Origin of the sequence: Nocardia wallacei (genome assembly GCF_029868745.1) — a bacterium.
In the GTDB taxonomy this organism is placed as follows: domain Bacteria; phylum Actinomycetota; class Actinomycetes; order Mycobacteriales; family Mycobacteriaceae; genus Nocardia; species Nocardia wallacei_B.
Genome location: NZ_JARWOP010000137.1, coordinates 62,998 through 80,429, shown reverse-complemented (window position 1 = coordinate 80,429; position 17,432 = coordinate 62,998). Strand labels below are relative to the sequence as shown.

18 protein-coding genes are annotated in these 17,432 nt (G+C 70.2%); 6 read left to right on the top strand and 12 right to left on the bottom strand.

The features are described from left to right. Positions 1–83: 83 nt before the first annotated feature. The 3 genes from QH470_RS11490 to QH470_RS11480 form a co-directional block, all read right to left on the bottom strand. Positions 84–1,964 carry an ABC transporter ATP-binding protein gene (locus tag QH470_RS11490; protein ID WP_280272295.1) on the bottom strand — a complete coding sequence of 627 codons (1,881 nt, stop codon included), beginning with the start codon at positions 1,962–1,964 and terminating at the stop codon, positions 84–86. A gap of 375 nt (positions 1,965–2,339) precedes the next feature. Further along, positions 2,340–3,542: a cytochrome P450 gene (locus tag QH470_RS11485; protein ID WP_280272294.1), complete on the bottom strand. Its 1,203-nt coding sequence runs from the start codon at positions 3,540–3,542 to the stop codon at positions 2,340–2,342. A 105-nt stretch (positions 3,543–3,647) separates the two neighbouring features. Beyond that, positions 3,648–4,244 (bottom strand): TetR/AcrR family transcriptional regulator, encoded by a 597-nt coding sequence (locus tag QH470_RS11480; protein ID WP_280272293.1) that lies wholly within the window; start codon positions 4,242–4,244, stop codon positions 3,648–3,650. Positions 4,245–4,376: 132 nt separating this feature from the next. Between QH470_RS11480 and QH470_RS11475 the strand changes: the two genes are divergently transcribed. Then, a complete protein-coding gene (locus QH470_RS11475; protein WP_280272292.1) occupies positions 4,377–7,163 on the top strand; it encodes an FAD-binding and (Fe-S)-binding domain-containing protein in 2,787 nt (928 codons plus the stop codon). Between the two features lie 347 nt (positions 7,164–7,510). Then, positions 7,511–8,437, top strand: coding sequence for a DNA-3-methyladenine glycosylase family protein (locus QH470_RS11470; RefSeq protein WP_280272291.1), 927 nt, complete (start codon positions 7,511–7,513; stop codon positions 8,435–8,437). Here QH470_RS11470 and QH470_RS11465 read toward each other — a convergent pair. The 6 genes from QH470_RS11465 to lppU form a co-directional block, all read right to left on the bottom strand. Next, a complete protein-coding gene (locus QH470_RS11465; protein WP_280272290.1) occupies positions 8,424–9,692 on the bottom strand; it encodes an extracellular solute-binding protein in 1,269 nt (422 codons plus the stop codon). The genes QH470_RS11470 and QH470_RS11465 overlap by 14 nt on opposite strands. Then, positions 9,689–10,534, bottom strand: a complete 846-nt coding sequence (locus tag QH470_RS11460; RefSeq protein WP_280272289.1) for a carbohydrate ABC transporter permease — start codon at positions 10,532–10,534, stop codon at positions 9,689–9,691. Before QH470_RS11460 ends, QH470_RS11465 begins: the two co-directional genes overlap by 4 nt. Then, positions 10,524–11,390: a carbohydrate ABC transporter permease gene (locus tag QH470_RS11455; RefSeq protein ID WP_280272288.1), complete on the bottom strand. Its 867-nt coding sequence runs from the start codon at positions 11,388–11,390 to the stop codon at positions 10,524–10,526. The genes QH470_RS11460 and QH470_RS11455 overlap by 11 nt, the downstream gene beginning before the upstream one ends. Before the next feature lie 33 nt (positions 11,391–11,423). Then, complete coding sequence (gene fabG / locus QH470_RS11450; protein WP_400180687.1) at positions 11,424–12,176, bottom strand: 3-oxoacyl-ACP reductase FabG; 753 nt, start codon at positions 12,174–12,176, stop codon at positions 11,424–11,426. A 28-nt stretch (positions 12,177–12,204) separates the two neighbouring features. Then, positions 12,205–13,161, bottom strand: a complete 957-nt coding sequence (locus tag QH470_RS11445) for a DUF4190 domain-containing protein (protein WP_280272286.1) — start codon at positions 13,159–13,161, stop codon at positions 12,205–12,207. Positions 13,162–13,270: 109 nt separating this feature from the next. Continuing rightward, complete coding sequence (lppU, locus tag QH470_RS11440) at positions 13,271–13,939, bottom strand: LppU family putative lipoprotein (protein WP_280272285.1); 669 nt, start codon at positions 13,937–13,939, stop codon at positions 13,271–13,273. Positions 13,940–14,199: 260 nt separating this feature from the next. Between lppU and QH470_RS11435 the strand changes: the two genes are divergently transcribed. Then, positions 14,200–14,805 (top strand): DUF8020 domain-containing protein, encoded by a 606-nt coding sequence (locus tag QH470_RS11435; protein ID WP_280272284.1) that lies wholly within the window; start codon positions 14,200–14,202, stop codon positions 14,803–14,805. 12 nt (positions 14,806–14,817) lie between these two features. Here the strand turns inward: QH470_RS11435 and QH470_RS11430 are convergent, their stop codons facing one another. Genes QH470_RS11430 through QH470_RS11420 form a run of 3 tightly spaced genes read right to left on the bottom strand, consistent with a single transcriptional unit; the run spans position 14,818 to position 15,649 of the window. After that, positions 14,818–15,129: a hypothetical protein gene (locus QH470_RS11430; protein WP_280272283.1), complete on the bottom strand. Its 312-nt coding sequence runs from the start codon at positions 15,127–15,129 to the stop codon at positions 14,818–14,820. Next, a complete protein-coding gene (locus QH470_RS11425; RefSeq protein ID WP_280272282.1) occupies positions 15,126–15,329 on the bottom strand; it encodes a hypothetical protein in 204 nt (67 codons plus the stop codon). Before QH470_RS11425 ends, QH470_RS11430 begins: the two co-directional genes overlap by 4 nt. Beyond that, a complete protein-coding gene (locus tag QH470_RS11420; protein WP_280272281.1) occupies positions 15,320–15,649 on the bottom strand; it encodes a hypothetical protein in 330 nt (109 codons plus the stop codon). Before QH470_RS11420 ends, QH470_RS11425 begins: the two co-directional genes overlap by 10 nt. A gap of 194 nt (positions 15,650–15,843) precedes the next feature. Here QH470_RS11420 and QH470_RS11415 point away from each other — a divergent pair, with 194 nt between their 5' ends. The 3 genes from QH470_RS11415 (at position 15,844) to QH470_RS11405 (ending at position 17,359) form a co-directional block, all read left to right on the top strand. Beyond that, positions 15,844–16,737 (top strand): helix-turn-helix domain-containing protein, encoded by an 894-nt coding sequence (locus QH470_RS11415; RefSeq protein WP_280272280.1) that lies wholly within the window; start codon positions 15,844–15,846, stop codon positions 16,735–16,737. Positions 16,738–16,788: 51 nt separating this feature from the next. Next, positions 16,789–16,995: a DUF397 domain-containing protein gene (locus QH470_RS11410; protein WP_280272279.1), complete on the top strand. Its 207-nt coding sequence runs from the start codon at positions 16,789–16,791 to the stop codon at positions 16,993–16,995. A gap of 226 nt (positions 16,996–17,221) precedes the next feature. Next, a complete protein-coding gene (locus QH470_RS11405; RefSeq protein WP_280272278.1) occupies positions 17,222–17,359 on the top strand; it encodes a hypothetical protein in 138 nt (45 codons plus the stop codon). Positions 17,360–17,432 lie beyond the last annotated feature (73 nt).

Below are 17,432 nucleotides of genomic sequence, written 5' to 3'. Positions count from 1 at the left end.
CCCCGCACCTCTCCTCATACCGCGGCGGGGCCGGTTCGCCCCTCGCAGCGGCCCTGTTCGCCGGGCGCGCGGCCTCGACAGCCCTAGGCGGCCACCGGTTCCGGGTCGTCGGCGAACTGGGTGCGGTAGAGCTCGCTGTAGCGGCCGCCGGCGGCGAGCAGGGTGGCGTGTGTGCCGCGCTCGACGATGCGGCCGTCCTCCAGGACCAGGATCTGGTCGGCATTGCGGACGGTGGACAGGCGGTGGGCGATCACCAGCGCCGTCTTGCCGTCCAGCGCCTCCGTCAGCGCTTCCTGCACGGCCGCCTCCGAGGTCGAGTCCAGTGAGGCGGTGGCCTCGTCCAGGATCACCACCCGCGGCTGCTTCAACAGCAGGCGCGCGATCGTCAGGCGCTGGCGCTCGCCGCCCGAGAGCCGGTAGCCGCGCTCGCCGACCACCGTGTCCAGCCCGTCCGGCAGTGTGGCCACCAGATCGTGGAGCCGGGCCCGGCGCAACGCGTCCCACAAGTCGCTCTCGGCCGCCTCCGGGCGGGCCAGCAGCAGGTTGGCGCGGATGGTGTCGTGAAACAGGTGACCGTCCTGGGTAACCAGGCCGACCGTGTCGTGCACGGAGCGGGCCGTCAGCCCGCGCACATCGCTGCCGTTCAGGCGGACCGCGCCGGAGTCGACGTCGTACAGCCGCGAAACCAGCTGGGCGATCGTGGATTTCCCGGCGCCGGACGAGCCGACCAGCGCGATCGTCTGCCCCGGCTCGGCGCGCAGCGAAATCCCGTGCAGCACCTCGACTCCGCCGCGGCCGTCGAGGGTCGCGACATCCTCGAGCGAGGCCAGCGACACCTTGTCCGCCGAGGGATAGCCGAAGTGCACGTCCTCGAACTCCACCGAGACGGGGCCCGCCGGAACCGATGTCGCGTCGGGAGCGTCTTCGATCAGCGGTTTCAGGTCCAGCACCTCGAACACGCGCTCGAAACTCACCAGCGCCGACATGATGTCGACCCGGGCGCTGGCCAGCGCGGTGAGCGGGGTGTACAGGCGGGTCAGCAGCAGCGACAGCGCCACCACCGAACCGGCGTCGAGCTGTCCGCGCAGGGCGTACCAGCCGCCGAGCCCGTACACCAGCGCCACGGCCAGCGCCGACACCAGCGTCAGCGCCGTGACGAAGACGGTTTGCAGCATGGCGGTGCGGACGCCGATATCGCGCACGCGGCCCGCCCGCGTCGCGAACTCGGCCGACTCCTGGTGCGGGCGGCCGAACAGTTTCACCAGCGTGGCGCCAGGTGCGGAGAACCGCTCGGTCATCTGGGTGCTCATCGCGGCGTTGAGCTGCGCGGCCTCGCGCTGGATCGCGGCGACCCGGACCCCCATGCGCCGCGCGGGAATCATGAACAGCGGCAACAGGACCAGCGCCAGCAGGGTGATCTGCCAGGACAGCCGCACCATGACCGCCAGCGTGAGCAGCAGTGTCACCACATTGGTGACGACGCCCGACAGCGTGGTGCTGAAGGCCCGCTGGGCGCCGATCACGTCGTTGTTGAGGCGGCTGACCAGTGCGCCCGTGCGGGTGCGGGTGAAGAAGGCGATGGGCAGCCGCTGGACGTGGTCGAACACCGCCGTGCGCAGGTCCAGGATCAGGCCTTCACCTATGCGGGAGGACAGCCACCGGATCACGATGCCGAGCGCGGCGTCGACCACCGCGACCGCCCCGATCACCGCCGCCAGCAGCGCCACCGAACCCGGGGCCGCCTGCCCGACGATCTTGTCGACCACCTGCCCGGCGAGCACCGGATTGGCCACCGACAACACGGCCGACACCACGCTGAACACCAGGAACCCGATCAGCAGCGGCCGGTGCGGCCCCGCGAAACGCAGAATCCGCCGAGCCGTGGCGCGGCTGAGCGCGCGCCGTTCCTGCGGCGCGTGCGCCTGCCGATAGAGCTGACCCCACGCCTCCGACTCGATACTCATCCGCCCACTCCTTCCACTCCGGCCATTCAACCCGAGGGCACCGACACTAAGACCTCAACATTGGTTGAGAGCAACCCTTCCCGCCCGCACAGAAGTTCGCGCACAGCGAACGTGCGGGCACCGGGAAGCAGTGGAGCGCACAGCAACGAGGGCGGGCAGCGGGTAGCTGCGGAGCGCACAGCGAGGCGGGCGGGCAGCAGGTAGCAGCGGAGCGCACAGCGAGGAGGGCGGGCTGCGGATAGCTGTGGAGCGCACAGCGAACGTGCGGGCAGCGGGTAGCTGTGGAGCGCACAGCGAGGAGGGCGGGGAGCGGGATGGGTGCGCACAGCAGGGTGCGCGGGGAGCGGGATGTGGTGCCGGCAGAGTGGGCTCGCCCTACCAGGCGACGGGGAGGGACTTGGGGCCGCGCACCAGGAGGCCGGACTTCCACGGCACCGCCTCGCTCGGCACCGCCAGCCGCAATGTCGGAAAGTGTTGCAGCAGAGCGCCGATCGCGATCTGCAACTCCAGGCGGGCCAGCTGCGCGCCGAGGCAGTGGTGGGCGCCGTACCCGAAGGCCACGTGTGGATTGTGTGCGCGGGTGAGGTCCAGCTCGTCGGCGCGGTCGAACACGGACTCGTCGCGATTGGCCGTCGGGGTATTGACGAACACCGCCTCGCCCGCCCGCACGGTCACCTCGCCGAGCCGCACGTCCTCGGTGGCGATCCGGGGCGACGCGCCGCCCGCCCCCAACTGCACGAAGCGCAGCAGTTCCTCGACCGCGCCGGGCAGCAGATCCGGCCGGACCTGCAGCAGTTCCCAGTACCGCCGCTCGGTGAGCAGCAGATAGACGAAGTTGGCGATCTGGTTGGCGGTCGTCTCGTGCCCCGCGATCAACAGCGTGATACCCAGATTGACCAGCTCCTTCTCACTGAGCCGGTCGTCATTGTCGCGGGCGGTGACCAGCGCGCCGAGCAGATCGTCGGTCGGCCGCGCGCGCCGCTGTCCGATCAGTTCGGCGAGATACTCCTCGAATCCGAGGCGCCCGGCGGTGATCTGCTCGCGGGTGTAGGCGGTGGTGGACAGCATCATGTCGGAGAAGTCGCGGAACCGGTGCTGATCGCGCGGCGGCACGCCGAGCATCTCGCAGATCACGGTGACCGGCAGCGGCAACGCGACGTGCTGGACCAGGTCGGCCGGTGCGCCGGACCGTTCCAGCGCCGCCAGCCGCTCCGTCACGATCTCCTGCGTGCGCGGGCGCAACTGCTCGACCCGGCGGCCGGTGAACGCCTTCACGACCAGCTTGCGCAGCCTGCTGTGTTCGGGCGGATCCATGCTGAGCAGCGAATCCGAGCGGGCCGGCACCGGCGTGGTGCGCGGGACGTCCTCGCGGTCCGCGGCGGCGGCGCGGCTGAACCGCCGGTCGGCGAGCACCAGTTTGACGTCGTCGTAGCGGGTGACCAGCCAGCCCTCGCCGCCGTAGGGCAGCCGGATGCGCGAAACCGGTTCCTCCCGCTGAAGTTTCGTCATCAGCGGATGCATGTCGAGACGGACGGGCTCACCGAACGGGTATCGGCGGACCTCGGTCGGCACGGTCATGCGTTCTCCCTTCCCCGACGCCGGTGGGTCGCCCACCGATGTAAGCGCTCGCTTACTTACCTAAGGTAAGGGATCTCACATTCCGCGTCAACGGTGCCAATCTCCTTACGCCGGTGGGAAATTCGTATCCACGCCGGGCAGTAGCGCGTGCGCGGCGCGCAGCACGTGCCGGGCGATATCGGCCGGATCGGCACTGGCCAGCGGCTCGCGGCGGTGCACGGACCGCATCAGCCCGATGCCCAACAGCCAGGACAGCAGCAGGTCGGCGCGCAGCGCGCCGTCGGGTTCGTCGGTGAGTTCGGACAGCGCCCGGATGTACTCCTCGCCCAGTTCCCTGCGGATGGCCGAAGCGCCCTCATCGTGTCCGCCGGAGCGCAACGCGGCCTGCAACCAGTACCCCTGTGTCGTCGTATCGGCCGGGGTCAGGGAGCGCGCCAGCAACCGTGCCAGCAGCCCGTCGACCGGTCCGTCCGCCAGCACCCGCCGCCCGCGGTCGGCGATCGCGGCGCGGAACAGGTCGTCCTTGCTGCCGAAGTAGCGGAACAGCAGGGCCTGGTTCACCCCGGCGCGCGCCGCGATGTCGCGCACCGTGGCGCGCTCGTACCCGCGCTCGGCGAACAGCTCCTGGGCGGCCGTCAGGATGGCCGCCCTGGTCGCGGCCGCGTCCCGTTTCCGGCCGCTCGGCGCGTTCTCGCTCGACATCGCTCCTCCGCTCTCCCGCTCTCGATAGACGCCCGAGGCCGGAACAGCAGCGTAGGCCACGACCGAAACAGGCAAAACGGGCTCGCGCCGCAGGACCGGCCGCCGCGCGCGCCCCGGGAATAGTGTGGCGATATGACCGACTCGTGGGTGCAGGCGCTGCGCGACCGGATCGGCGGCGAGGTCGACGACTCCGAACGCCGCCGGGCGGAGTACTCCTCCGACGCCTCGAACTACCGCGTGCTCCCCGCCGCCGTGGTGTATCCCCGCCGCGACGAAGACGTGGCGGCGGCGCTGGAGTTCGCCCGCGCCGAGGGGCTGCCGGTCACCGCGCGCGGTGCGGGCACCTCGGTGGCGGGCAACGCCATCGGCGCCGGACTGGTCCTCGACTTCAGCAGGCACATGCACGCCGTGCTCGAGGTCGACGCCGAGAACCGCTGGGCGCGAGTACAACCGGGAGTCGTGCTGGCGGCGTTGCAACGGCGCGGCGCGGCGCACGGACTGCGGTTCGGTCCCGACCCGTCCACTCAGAACCGCTGCACGCTGGGCGGGATGATCGGCAACAACGCCTGCGGGCCGCGCGCGGTCGCCTGGGGCCGGACCTCGGACACCGTGCGCGCCTTGCGGATTCTCGATGGCGCCGGCGCCGAGCGGACGCTGGCCGACGGCCTGGCGACGGTGCCCGGCCTCGCCGAGTTCGGACGTGCCCGGCTCGCGCTGATCCGCACCGAATTCGGCAGGTTCGAGCGGCAGGCCTCCGGCTACGCGCTGGAACATCTACTGCCGGAACGAGGTTCGTCGGCCGCCAAGGCGTTCGTCGGCACCGAGGGCACCTGCGGCCTGCTGCTGGAGGCCACCGTCGCGCTGGTGCCGGTGCCGCGGGCCACCGTGCTCGTGGTCCTCGGCTACCCCGACATGCCCACGGCCGCGGACGATGTCGGCGCGGTCATGGCGGGCGCGCCGATCGCCGTGGAGGGCATCGACGCGAAGCTGGTCGACGTGGTGCGCGCGCACCGCGGCCGGGTTCCCGAGTTACCGGCCGGCGGCGGCTGGCTGTTCGTCGAATTCGCCGGTGACACCGCCGACGAGGCGCGGGACCGGGCCACGGCGCTGTGCGCGGCAGCGAACGCGCTGGACAGCCGGATCGTCACGAATCAGGAAGAGGCGGCGCGACTGTGGCGAATCCGGGCCGACGGCGCGGGACTGGCCGGGCGCACCCCGGACGGCAAACCGGCGTGGCCGGGCTGGGAGGACGCCGCGGTGCCGCCCGAGCGGCTCGGCGACTACCTGCGTGACTTCGAGGAGTTGCAGCGCGCGCACGGGGTGGACGGCCTGCTGTACGGGCACATCGGCGACGGCTGCATCCACGTGCGCCTGGATCTGCCGATCGCCGATGCGCCGCAACGGTTCCGGGCCTTCCTCGAGGACGCCGCCGACCGGGTGGTGCGTTTCGGCGGCTCGCTGTCGGGGGAACACGGCGACGGACGAGCGCGCTCGGAACTGCTGGCGCGCATGTACTCTCCCGCCGCGCTGGCCGCGTTCGCCGAGTTCAAGGCGCTGTTCGACCCGGACGGCGTCCTCAACCCCGGCGTGCTGGTGCGGCCCGAGCCGATCGACGCGGACCTGCGCGTGACGGGCGTGCCGCCGGTTCCCCCGCGGGGCGGTTTCGCCTTCCTCGCGGACGGCGAGCTGGGCGCCGCCGTCCATCGCTGCGTCGGAATCGGCAAGTGCCGCGCGGACACCCGAGCCACCGGCGGCTTCATGTGCCCGTCGTATCTGGCGACCGCCGACGAGAAGGACAGCACCCGGGGCCGGGCCCGAGTACTCCAGGAGGTCGTGCGCGGCGCACTGGACTGGCGGTCGGCCGCGGTCGCGGAGTCGCTGGACCTGTGCCTGTCCTGCAAGGCCTGCGGATCGGACTGCCCGGCCGGGGTCGATATGGCCACCTACAAATCAGAGGTGCTGCACCGCCGCTACCGGCACCGCCCGCGTCCGCTCGATCACTATGTCCTGGGCCGGCTGCCGAGCTGGCTGGCGCTGGGCACCCGCATGCCGCGCCTGTTCAGTGCCGTGAGCGGACTCGGGCCGCTCCGCCGTCCGGGCCTGCGCGCGGTCGGCATCGATCCGCGCCGCGAAGTGCCGCGATTGGCGGACAAGAGCTTTCGTGCGATGTGGGCGGAACGGACCGCCGAGACCAGCGACGCGCCGAGTGCCCACGGCACACCGGAGGTGATGCTGTGGATCGACACCTTCACCGACGCGTTCGAACCCGAGATCGCCTGGGCCGCTGTGCAACTGATCGAATCACTGGGCCATCGGGTGCGAATTCCCCGCCGCCGGGTCTGCTGCGGGCTCACCTGGATCAGCACCGGCCAGCTCGACGGCGCCCGAAAGCGGTTGCGCGCCACGCTGACCGCCCTCGACGAGCACGTCCGCGCCGGTGGCGTCGTGGTCGGACTGGAACCCTCGTGCACCGCGGTCCTGCGCTCGGACCTGGTGGAACTGCTACCCGGCGATCCGCGCGCGGCGGCCACCGCCGCCGCGGTCCGCACGCTCGCCGAATTCCTCGAACAGCAGCCCGGCTGGCAGCCGCCCGACCGCTCCGGAGAGCGAGTTCTGGTGCAGTCGCACTGTCATCAGCACGCGGTCACCGGTTTCGACGCCGACCGCCGCATACTGCGCCGAGCCGGCGCCGAGGTCACCGAAATCACGGGTTGCTGTGGACTTGCCGGAAACTTCGGCATGCAGTCGGGCCATTACGACATATCGGTGGCGGTCGCGGAGAACGGACTCCTGCCCGCCCTCCGTACCGCCGACTCCGCCACGCCATTCCTCGCCGACGGATTCTCCTGCCGCACCCAGGCCGCTCAGCTGGCCGGTCGGACCGGCCGCCACCTCGCCCAATTCCTCACGGGGCGATGACTTTTCGGTAGGCGCGGGTGGTGCGGGCTCAGCTGCCGAACGGCAGGGTGCCCGGCGGGATCTGGTAGCCGGAGCTGCCGGCGGATACGCCGCCCCAGGCGTTGAGTAGCCAATTCAGAACATTGGTGATCATTGAAACCTCCGTCGCGGCATATGCCGACCGATTGCCTGTGTGATCAATCGGTATCGAGATCGCCGTATGTGATAGTCCCGTTACAAGCTACTGGTCAGTCATGGTGCGCTGCTATCCCCAGTAGTGGATGTCACGAAACCTCATATGGCGCACCTCACTTTTCTGTGACGGGCCCGGTGTGCCGCCGGAACCGGACCGGGGCCACAATGTCCCGGTGGCAACGGAGATCGACGGCGCGGCGCGCACGGTGACCGCGGACCGCCCGATCGATCTGGCGCACACCGTGGCGCCGCTGCGGCGCGGCCCCGGCGACCCCTGCCATCGGGAGACCGCGGACGGAGCGCACTGGCACGCGTCCCGGATGCCGACGGGCCCGGTCACCTACCGGCTGGTCCAGGCCGGGCCGTGCGCGGTGGCGGCCCGCGCGTGGGGTGCGGGCGCCGCGGAGTTCCTCGATCGGCTGCCGCACATGCTGTGCCTCGACGAGGACCTCGGCGGCTTCGCGCCGGAACACCCGAAGATCGCCGAGGCGCACCGCCGCTTCCCGGGGTTGCGGATGCTGCGCACCGGCCTGGTGTTCGAGACGCTGGTGCCCTCGGTGCTCGAGCAGCGGGTGCACACGGTCTCGGCGCGGGCGTCCTGGCGCAAACTGGTGTGGGCGCACGGCGACCCGGCTCCCGGTCCCACTCCCGCGCCGATGCGGGTGGCCCCGGACGCCGAAACCTGGCGCTACCTGCCGTCGTGGACCTATCACCGCGCCAATGTCGACCCGCAGCGGGCCAAGACGATCGTGCTCGCCGCGCGGATGGCCGACAAGCTGGAGCAGGCCGCCGCGATGGACCATGCCGCGGCCGCGCGGCGGCTGTGCGCGGTCCCCGGGATCGGCGTGTGGACGGCCGCCGAGATCGCGCAGCGCGCCTTCGGCGATCCGGACGCGTTGTCGGTGGGCGATTTCCACCTGGCCGCCATCGTCGGCTGGACCCTGCTCGGCCACGCGATCGACGACGCCGCCATGATCGAATACCTGGAACCGCTGCGCCCGCACCGGTATCGGGCCGTCCGCCTCCTGGAGATCTCCGGCCAGGCCCGCAAACCCAAATTCGCGCCTCGCACCCCACTGGTCGACATCAGCGGGATCTGACCGCGGCCTCCCCCGCGGCGCGGGCGCGAGCGAGCGCTTCCGGCACCGGAATCCGGCCGAGGAACATCTCGCCGAACATGTTTTGAATGGCTTCCAGCGCGGCGGTGAAACCCGGGCCCCCGCCGGAGGATATGCGCGGACCCGCCAGCACGTCGAAGAACGGCGAGACGTCGATTCCCTTGGCGGCCCAGTAGTCTCGGTAGATCTGTTGATCGGCGACCACCGCCGGGACAGTAGCGCCGTCCTGCACGAGATAGCGGTTGCCCGCACCGCCCAGCCAGGCCAGCGCCCGGCGCACGGCGTCGGGATGCGCGCTCGCGGCATTGCCCGCGACACCGATGGCGTTGTTCGTGCTCACCCGGCCGACCGGCCCGCGCGGCAGCATCGCGATGCCCCAGCCGAAGGGGGCCTGCCGGGCGATCTGCGCCAGGTTGTAGGTCCCGGACTGAAACAATGCCAGCTTCCCTTGCAGGAAGGCGTTTTTCGCGAAGTCGCTGTCGGTCTCGGTATCGGCGGCCGAGGGGGCGAGGCCGTCGGCGACCAAGCGGGTCAGGTAGGTGAAGGCCGCGGCGCCCTGCGGGCTGTCGAACACGAAGCGATCGTCGCGCTGGAACTGTCCGCCCGCCGACCCGAGATAGGGCAGTTCGATCGACTGGAAGTCGTTGGCCGCGTTGTACGCCCACGGCGCGACGGCGGACAGGCGGCGCAGCAGCGGCCGGAACGTATCGTCGTTCCCGGATCCCCAGCGCACCGCGTCCAGCTCCGCGGGGTCCACGCCCGCCGCCGCGAGCAGCTCCCGGTTGTAGAAGACCGCCGTGCCGCCGTCCACGAATTGCGGTACGGCCCAGAGCTTTCCGCTCCGGGTGTACTGGGTGACTGCCGCCGGATCCCACTGCCGCGCCGCGTCCGGGCCCAGCGCCGCACCGACATCGACGAGACGCCCCGCGTCGGCGTAATCCTCGTACTGATTCGTCCAGAACAGGTCGTCGGCGGTGCCACCGGCCACGTCCAAGCGCAGCTTCTGCTGATAGGAAGCCCACGGCACCACCGTGATCCGCAGCTCGAGATCGGGGTTGGCGCGCTCGAAGGTGGCCAGGGACTCCCGGTACGGGGCAACGAACTGCTCGTCCCAGATGCGCAACCGGAGCACGGTGCGACCCGAGCCGTCGTCGGCGCGCCCCAGCCACAGCGCCGCCGCGACCAGCAGCACCACGCTCAGCGCGATCCCGAACAGTACCCGCGTGGAGGTCTTCATTTCAGCCCCGTCCACGCGATCGACCGCAACACCTGGCGCTGGAACACCAGGAACAGCACCACGAGCGGCACGATCGCCAGCGTCGTGGCGGCCAGCACCAGCGTCCACTGCGCGTTGTACTGCGTCTGCAAATTCGCCGTCGCCACGGTCAGCACCCGCCAGGTGGGGCCGCTGCTCGCCACCAGGGGCCACATGAAGTTGTTCCACTGCGTGACGATCGTGATCAGCGTCAAGGTGGCCAGGATCGGCCGGCTCATCGGCACCACCACGTGCACCAGCAGATCCACGGTATTCGCGCCGTCGAGCCGTGCGGCGCCGAGCAACTCTTCGGGAATGGTCCGAAAGTACTGGCGCAGTAGGAATATCGCGTAGGGCGACCCGAACACGAACGGCAACACCAACGCCCAGAACGTATTCAGCCACCCCAGCTTCGCGAACATCAGATACAGCGGGATCAGCGTGACCATCGGCGGCACCATCATGGTGCCCAGGTAGATCCAGAACAGCACCTCGCGGCCCCGGAACTCGGTGCGCGCGAAGGCGTATGCCGCGAGGACCGAGGTGATCAGCTGGCCGCCGGTGATGAACACGGTCATCAGCGCGGTCACCACCGCGGCCCGGCCCAGCCCGCCCTGATCGAGCACGGTCCGGAAGTTGTCCGCCGTCACCGGATTCGGCGGCGCGAGCGGCGAGTCCGCGGCGAACCGGCCGGGCGTCTTCACGGCGGTGAGCGCACTGAGCACCAGCGGTGCGACGGTCAGCAGCGCACCCGCGCACAACGCGAGATAGACGACGCCGGTGCGCACCGCCTCGGTCGGTCCACGCGAGTTTTCAGTACTCATAGGTGGTCCTGTTCCGAAAGTAGCGGTGCTGCACCAGCGTGATCGCGAACATCACCGCGAAGACCACCAGCGCCATCACCGCCGCCCGCCCCGGCCGCGCCGCGCCGAACGCCTCGGTGAACATCCGCATCGCCACCACCTCGGTGCGATCGCCCGGCCCGCCGCCGGTCAGGGCGTACACGGTGTCGAAGGTCTGGAACGCCGTCAGCACGCCGGTGACCAGGACGAAGAACATGGTGGGCCGCAGCAGCGGCAGCACCAGCCAGCGCGTCCGCCGCCAGCCCGTCGCGCCGTCCAGCGCCCCGGCCTCCAGGATGTCGCGAGGAATGGCCCGGATCCCGGCCACGAAGAACAACGCCACGTACCCGAAATTCATCCAGATGCTCACCGCCGCAACGGAAGGCAGGGCCAGCGCCGGGTCGGACAGCCATTCCACCCGCCGCCCCAGCACCGCGTTCAGCGCGCCGTCCGTCGGCGCGAACAGCCACTGCCACACCACGCCCACCGCGACCGGCGCGCACATCCACGGCAGCGCGTACACCACCCGCAGCACCGCCCCGCCCCGCCGCCGGGCCAGCGGCGCCGCGACCGCGAAGCCGAGCACGGTCTGCGCCGGCACCACGATCGCCGTCAGCGCCAGCGTCACCAGCAGCGCGTGCCCGAACTCCCGATCCGACAGCACCGACCGCCAGTTCCGCAGTCCCGCGAACTCCATGGGCCCCAGCAGGTTCCAGCTGTGCAGGCTCAGCCACGCCACCACCACGATCGGCAGCAGCAGGAAGCAGCCCACCCCCACCAGACTCGGCAACAGCAGTAAGTAGCTCGTCACGACACGACGAACCGCCCGTCGGTTCATGTCACGCGACGCTACCCGCGGGGCGTCCCGGATTCAGTCCTTGGGCCCGCCGGCGACGTAGATCACCTGGCCGGAAACGAATCCCGCGCCCTCGCTGACCAGGAACGACGCGGTGTGCGCGATATCCTCCGGGCGGCCCACCCGCTGCACCGGGATGGCCGCGGCGTTGGCCTGCTGGAAGTCCTCGAAGGAGACGCCGACGCGGGCCGCGGTGGCTGCGGTCATATCCGTCACGATGAAGCCGGGCGCGATCGCGTTGGCGGTGATGCCGAACTTGCCCAGTTCGAACGCCAGCGTCTTGGTGAAGCCCTGCATGCCCGCCTTGGCCGCGGAGTAGTTGGCCTGACCGCGGTTGCCCAGCGCCGAGGTGCTCGACAGGTTCACGATGCGCCCCCACTTGGCGTCCACCATGTATTTCTGGACCGCCCGGGTCAGCAGGAAGGCGCCGCGCAGGTGCACGCCCAGCACCGTGTCCCAGTCGTCGACGCTCATCTTGAACAGCAGGTTGTCACGCAGCACTCCGGCGTTGTTGACCACCACGGTCGGCGCGCCCAGTTCCCGCTCCAGCTGCTCGACCGCCGCCGCCACGGCCGCCTCGTCGGAGACATCCGCCCCGAGCGCGACGGCCCGGCCGCCGGCCTCGGTGATCGTCCGCACGGTGTCGGCGCAGTTCGCGGCGTCCAGGTCCAGCACGCCGACCCGCATGCCGTCGGCGGCGAGCCGGGTGGCGATCGCCGCGCCGATCCCGCGCGCGGCTCCGGAAACTACGGCCACTCGTTCGGCCATCGACATCCTCCGTTCTCGAATCGACAGGTCACTCGACCCACAGCGACCAGGTTCCCGACCCCCGTCCCTCGCAGACTAGAGCGTGGCCGTCGGTGGTGCGGGCGGTGGTGTCGGTGCCGGGGATGCATTTCGTTCCGCCCTCGTGCACGGCCGTCGTCACCGTGTACGGGCCGGCCCAGCGGTATCCGCTGCCGCCGCGCAGGCACAGCAGGGTGCCGCCGTCGGACCCCGAGCCGATGCGACCGGCATCGGCCTGGGTGCACGCCTCCCCCTTGGCGACGGCGGGCGGTGCGGCCGGAGCCGGGGCCGCGGCGACGGTCGTGGTGAGCGCGGGCGCCGAAGTGGGTGCGGCCGTGACGGTGACGACCGTGGTGGCCGACGCCGGTGTCGGGTCGCTACGTAAGACGGTGCGCGGCACCGTCACTCCGCTCAGCACCAGCACCCCGGCGAGGACCACGACCTCGAGAATCCCGATCAGCAGCGCGAACATGGCCATCGCCCGCCCGCGCGGATGACCGAACGAGATGAGCCCGAACACCAGCGCCACCGGAAACAGCCCGAGCAGCGCCGCGATCAGCGCGATGATCGAGTACGGATTGACGATCGGCGGAACCTCGACCCGTAATCGTCCCGTCCGCCGCCTGCTCTGGGTGTTGTCCCAGCGTTCCTCGTCCTCGGGATCGGCGCGGCGCCGGTTCGGCGGGCCCTCCCAGTACTCGTCCTCGGATTCGGGCGCCTGGGCGCGCCGCCGGTTCCGCGCGGCCTCCCAGCGATCCTGGCCCGCCTCGGCTTCCGGCGCGTAGCGGCCGTCGTCGGCGGGCGGTGCGGGCGGGCGACCGGGCTGCTGATCCCAGTAGTCGTCGTCGGGTTCGCTCCGCGGGGCGCGGCGGGCGTTCCAGTCCTCGTCCGGTTCGGCCACAGGCCAGCGCTCGTTGCCCGGCGCCACCGGCCGGTGCTCGGGCTCCGCGGGTAGCCTGCGGACCATAGAAGTTCCTCTCACCTACTCGTGCAGGAACCTCGACAAGCGGACCCGCCCCGATACCCAGAAGGATAGGGGTACGCCCCGCCGCCGCAACCGGTGGCAGCTCAGCGCCTCACAGGGACGCCACGCACACCACGAACTTCCGCTGGTTGTACACGAAGCCGCGATCGCCTGTCGAGCACTCGTTGACGTTCGCGGTGCCCTGCTTGATCTCCACCACGCGCACGCCCTTCGGGGGTCGGGCGCCGCACTCGATCGGCTTGGGGGTGTCGCTGCTCATGTCCATGCAGCCGCCGACCACCCAGTTGATGTCGAGGCACAGCGATCCGGCGTTCGGCTCGGCGGCGGTGTAGGACCGGTCGACGTCGGCCGGGCAGCGCTTGGCCGGATCGGCCTTGTCGACGACCTTGTAGCTGGAACCGGTGCTGCCACAGGTGGACTTGCTGACGGCCGGGTCGCCGCCGCCGAAGGCCACGCAGTCACCGACGTTCAGCTCGATCTCGGCCGGGTCCTTGCGCAGCGCGGCGTCCTTGTTGACCGCGGGCGCGGCCGTGGGCGCCGGTTCGGTCGAGGACTCAGCGGGATTCGGGACCACGAGCCCCGGTTGTCCCTGCGTGGTCGCGCTCGGCGTGGCGGTGGTGGCCGCCTGTGTCCGCACGGGGGTGGGTTCGTCGTCGCCCATCAGCGACAACACGGCTGCGGCGAGACATGCCGTCGAGAGCGCGGCCGCGATGACGAAACCCGCCAAAGTGAATCCGGCATGGATGCGTCGGCGCGACACGTGCCATCCTCCAGTGTGTCGGCTTCGAACCATCACTGGCGAGATCCGAAGTGTGAGAGTGCAAGTCGAAGACACGTAGTGCATACACCAAACGGAGCCGCGCGTCGAGTCGAAGGCGCACAAAGGTCACAATTCGGCAACGAATCTCCGTGGCATCTCGCCAATCGCACCCTCCGGCAACAAGAGTCGGGCGCTGTATGTCGCCGACCGGGCGCGCCAGGGCTCGGTGTGAATTAAGAGTATAAAAAGGATATCAGAGGATGAAGCTCGGCAGGCTCGCCGCCACCACCCTCATGGCTGTCGTCGCCGTGGGCATCACAGCGGGAACCGTGAACGCCACACCGTCATCGGCCCCCACTCGCGAACTGACGTCGTCGGGCGTCGATCAGGGCGTCGCCTATCACTCCACGCTGTCCGAGGACGAACGCGTGCTCACCACCACCGTCGACGGTGGCCGGTTCGAAACCGTCGACAACGGCAGCAAGGTCGCGCTGCGCTCCGCCGAGGGCGCCGTGATCGCCGAGGTGCCACTGACTTTCGAGGTCCGCGGCAACCGCCTGCCGGTGGCCCAGCAGATCAGCGCGGACGGCCGCACACTCGCCCTGACGCCGGATGCCAAGGGCGCGAACATCGGTGAGCTGCAGCCGGTGGATCCGATGAGCCGGCTCGTGAGCGAACTCAACAACAACGTCGTCGGCATGGTCGCCGGCGGGCTGATCGGCGGCCTCATCGGCGCCGTGCTCGGCATGTTCTTCCTGAGCTGGCTCACCGGTCCGATCGGTCTGCTGGTCGGCGCGCTGGCCGGCGGCGCGATCATGGGCGGTCAGCCCTTCGTCGATGCCCTGATGGGCGTCGTCGCCGGGTAACCCTGCGGCATACTAGGTTTCGTCGATCGGGTGCTCTCCGACCAGAGCGATCCGGAGGCTGAGCAGCCACCCGGCGAACCACAGCAGCAGGCGGTCGTAATTGTCCAGCCCGGCGTGCGCGGAGCGGTGTCGCATCCCCACGCGCCGGGCCGACGCGGCATGCCGGGCAGGTCCGACGCGGGCGGTCGTGCGCGGCACCCGGCGGCCGGGCGCCGGCGTGTGCCGAGGCGAGCGCGCGGCGCGGCGGGCCGCGTGCCGCGCGGGAACGGCGCTGCGCGTCTCGGGCAGCCGGACCACCGTGCGGCCGTTCTCCCGGGCGATCACGGCATGGCCCGTTCGTCGAGCACGCAGCGCCCCTGCTCCACCAGTACGGTGCGGGCGCGGCGGCGCACCTTGCAGGTGTCCACGGTGCAGTCGATGTGCAGTTGCATTGCGGCGTGGGCTTGTTCGGCGGTGAGGATGCCCGGATCCACGCCGCAGCGCAGTAGTCCGGCGACCGGTAGGTGCAGACTGGTCAGTTGCATGCCGGTACCCCCGGCGCCCCCGCCACGGCTCGCCGGGACCGGCGGCCGGGTGGTGGCGCCGGGTCGTCCCAGGGCTGCTGGTGAATAGCCATACCGACGGCTTCCAGTGGGGTCAGGCCGAACTCGTCGGCGAGCCCGCCGACGGCGTCGAGCAGCGGCGGCACCACTTCGGCAACCTGTAGCGCGGCGACCGCCTGGGTGCCGGTGAGGGTGCGGCCGGGAAGATAGGACACCACCCAGCTTTCGTGTCCGACGCTGCGGGCGCGATGCGGGGTTAGGTCGCTGGTCATCAACGACGACCCGATGACGTGTACAGCCATGACTCCTCGTTCCTGCGTGCGATTCCAGATCCTGTGCCGTCGCTGGCACACTTCCAGCATCCCGCAACTGGACGGTTGCCAAGCCCGATTTGGATATCCAAAGGGAATTCGCGCGAATCTCCAGCAGCGAATCCACCTGGGGGAGCAAGATTCTCCATAGTGGACGAAAGGCATCCGAGAGAACGGAGTGCGCTGTGTCTGAGAATTCTGTGAACGCGTCGTCGACGCTCCCCCGCCGCCAGCTCGGAAGGTACCTGCGGGACTGGCGAACTCAGGCCGGGCTGACCATCGCGGAGGCCGCCCGGCTGATGGAGTGGGGCGCCAGCACGCTGCAGCGGCTCGAGAAGGGCCAGGCAGATCGCATCCGCACCATAGACATTCAGGAGCTGTGCCGCATATACGGCATTCCGGACGACATCGCCGAGGGCCTCAAGGGCCTGGCCCAGCAGGCCGCCGTCAAGAGTTGGTGGCACGGCTACGGCGACCTCATCCCCGAAAACTTCGACGTCTATGTGGGTTTGGAGGCGTCGGCGCAACGGCTGACCTCCTACCAGTCCGAACTGGTGCCGGGCCTGCTACAGACCGCCGAGTACGCCCGCGCGCTCAACGGCCTCGGCTATCCCGACGACAGCGAGGCCGAAGTGGAGCGCCGCGTGCAGCTGCGACTGCAGCGGCAGGCCTTGATCACTCGCAAAACTCAGCCCGCGACGGTGGATGTCGTACTGGGAGAATCGGTCTTGCGCCGCGTCGTCGGAAGTGCAAGGGTGATGTCGGCGCAGCTACGGCACCTGGCCGACCTGAGTACCAGGGAAAATGTCACGCTGCGCATCCTGCCCTTCGCGGCCGGTGTCCCCCTGGGTCTTTCGACCGGCCCGTTCGTGATCCTCGAATTCGGAACCGACAGCAAGGGGCAGCCGGTGGAGCCGCCCGTGGTGTACGTGGAGGGCTTCACCGGAGATCTGTATCTCGAGAGACAAGGTGACGTGCGGCGGTATCGACGGGCGCACGAGAGCCTGTTGCGTTGCGCGCTGGACGTTCCCGCGAGTAGGCACCTGCTGCGGCAGGTCGCGAAGGATTACACGGCATGAGTGGTCGAGGGCAGTGTGCGCGAACACGCCCCCGCTCGGAAAGGACGCAGGATGAGCAGTGAGTTGGTCGGCGCCCGATGGTTCAAGAGCAGCCGTAGCGGCGCGGGCAAGGAGTGCGTCGAGGTCGCGTTCCTGGCCGACGGGCGCGTCGGCGTCCGGGACAGCAAGAATCCCGGCGGTCCGGCGTTGATCTTCGGTTCCGACGAGTGGGCCGGATTCGTCGACGGCGTGCGCGGCAGCGGAATCGGCCGCGCCTGACCATCTCTCGGGCGGGTCGTTGCCGAGTGCCGGTGACGGCCCGCTCCGCATTGTCCGGCCGCGCCGATTCCACCGCGTGTGAGCAGCGCGAAGATGATCACGAATCGGCGGCCGTTGTGCAACGAATGAATGTTTGCCCGCGCAATGAACGGGTATCCGACATTTTGTGGACCGTGGGCTCAGGAACACCTCTTCCCGGTACCGCAAACCGCTCCCCGGCGACTGGGTGGAACGCCTGATCGTAGGGATGCTGTTCGTGGTATCCGCGGTGGGTGTGTACATGTTGACCGGGGCCGTGCTGTCGGCGTTATTGGTCGGATTGCTGGTCGCGGTGGTCGCCATCGGCGTGGTGACCCAACTCTGACGCTCGCGCCGCCGTTCCGGCCGCCCGGGCCCCCGATCGAGCCCGGGCGTTTCGTTCCCCGAAAGGCCGTGTG

Bases quoted from the DNA above. Each gene is read 5' to 3' on its own strand.
- QH470_RS11490 (WP_280272295.1), bottom strand. From the start codon at position 1,964: ATGAGTATCGAGTCGGAGGCGTGGGGTCAGCTCTATCGGCAGGCGCAC.
- QH470_RS11485 (WP_280272294.1), bottom strand. From the start codon at position 3,542: ATGACCGTGCCGACCGAGGTCCGCCGATACCCGTTCGGTGAGCCCGTC.
- QH470_RS11480 (WP_280272293.1), bottom strand. From the start codon at position 4,244: ATGTCGAGCGAGAACGCGCCGAGCGGCCGGAAACGGGACGCGGCCGCG.
- QH470_RS11475 (WP_280272292.1), top strand. From the start codon at position 4,377: ATGACCGACTCGTGGGTGCAGGCGCTGCGCGACCGGATCGGCGGCGAG.
- QH470_RS11465 (WP_280272290.1), bottom strand. From the start codon at position 9,692: ATGAAGACCTCCACGCGGGTACTGTTCGGGATCGCGCTGAGCGTGGTG.
- QH470_RS11460 (WP_280272289.1), bottom strand. From the start codon at position 10,534: ATGAGTACTGAAAACTCGCGTGGACCGACCGAGGCGGTGCGCACCGGC.
- QH470_RS11455 (WP_280272288.1), bottom strand. From the start codon at position 11,390: ATGAACCGACGGGCGGTTCGTCGTGTCGTGACGAGCTACTTACTGCTG.
- fabG (WP_400180687.1), bottom strand. From the start codon at position 12,176: ATGGCCGAACGAGTGGCCGTAGTTTCCGGAGCCGCGCGCGGGATCGGC.
- QH470_RS11445 (WP_280272286.1), bottom strand. From the start codon at position 13,161: ATGGTCCGCAGGCTACCCGCGGAGCCCGAGCACCGGCCGGTGGCGCCG.
- QH470_RS11435 (WP_280272284.1), top strand. From the start codon at position 14,200: ATGAAGCTCGGCAGGCTCGCCGCCACCACCCTCATGGCTGTCGTCGCC.
- QH470_RS11425 (WP_280272282.1), bottom strand. From the start codon at position 15,329: ATGCAACTGACCAGTCTGCACCTACCGGTCGCCGGACTACTGCGCTGC.
- QH470_RS11420 (WP_280272281.1), bottom strand. From the start codon at position 15,649: ATGGCTGTACACGTCATCGGGTCGTCGTTGATGACCAGCGACCTAACC.
- QH470_RS11410 (WP_280272279.1), top strand. From the start codon at position 16,789: ATGAGCAGTGAGTTGGTCGGCGCCCGATGGTTCAAGAGCAGCCGTAGC.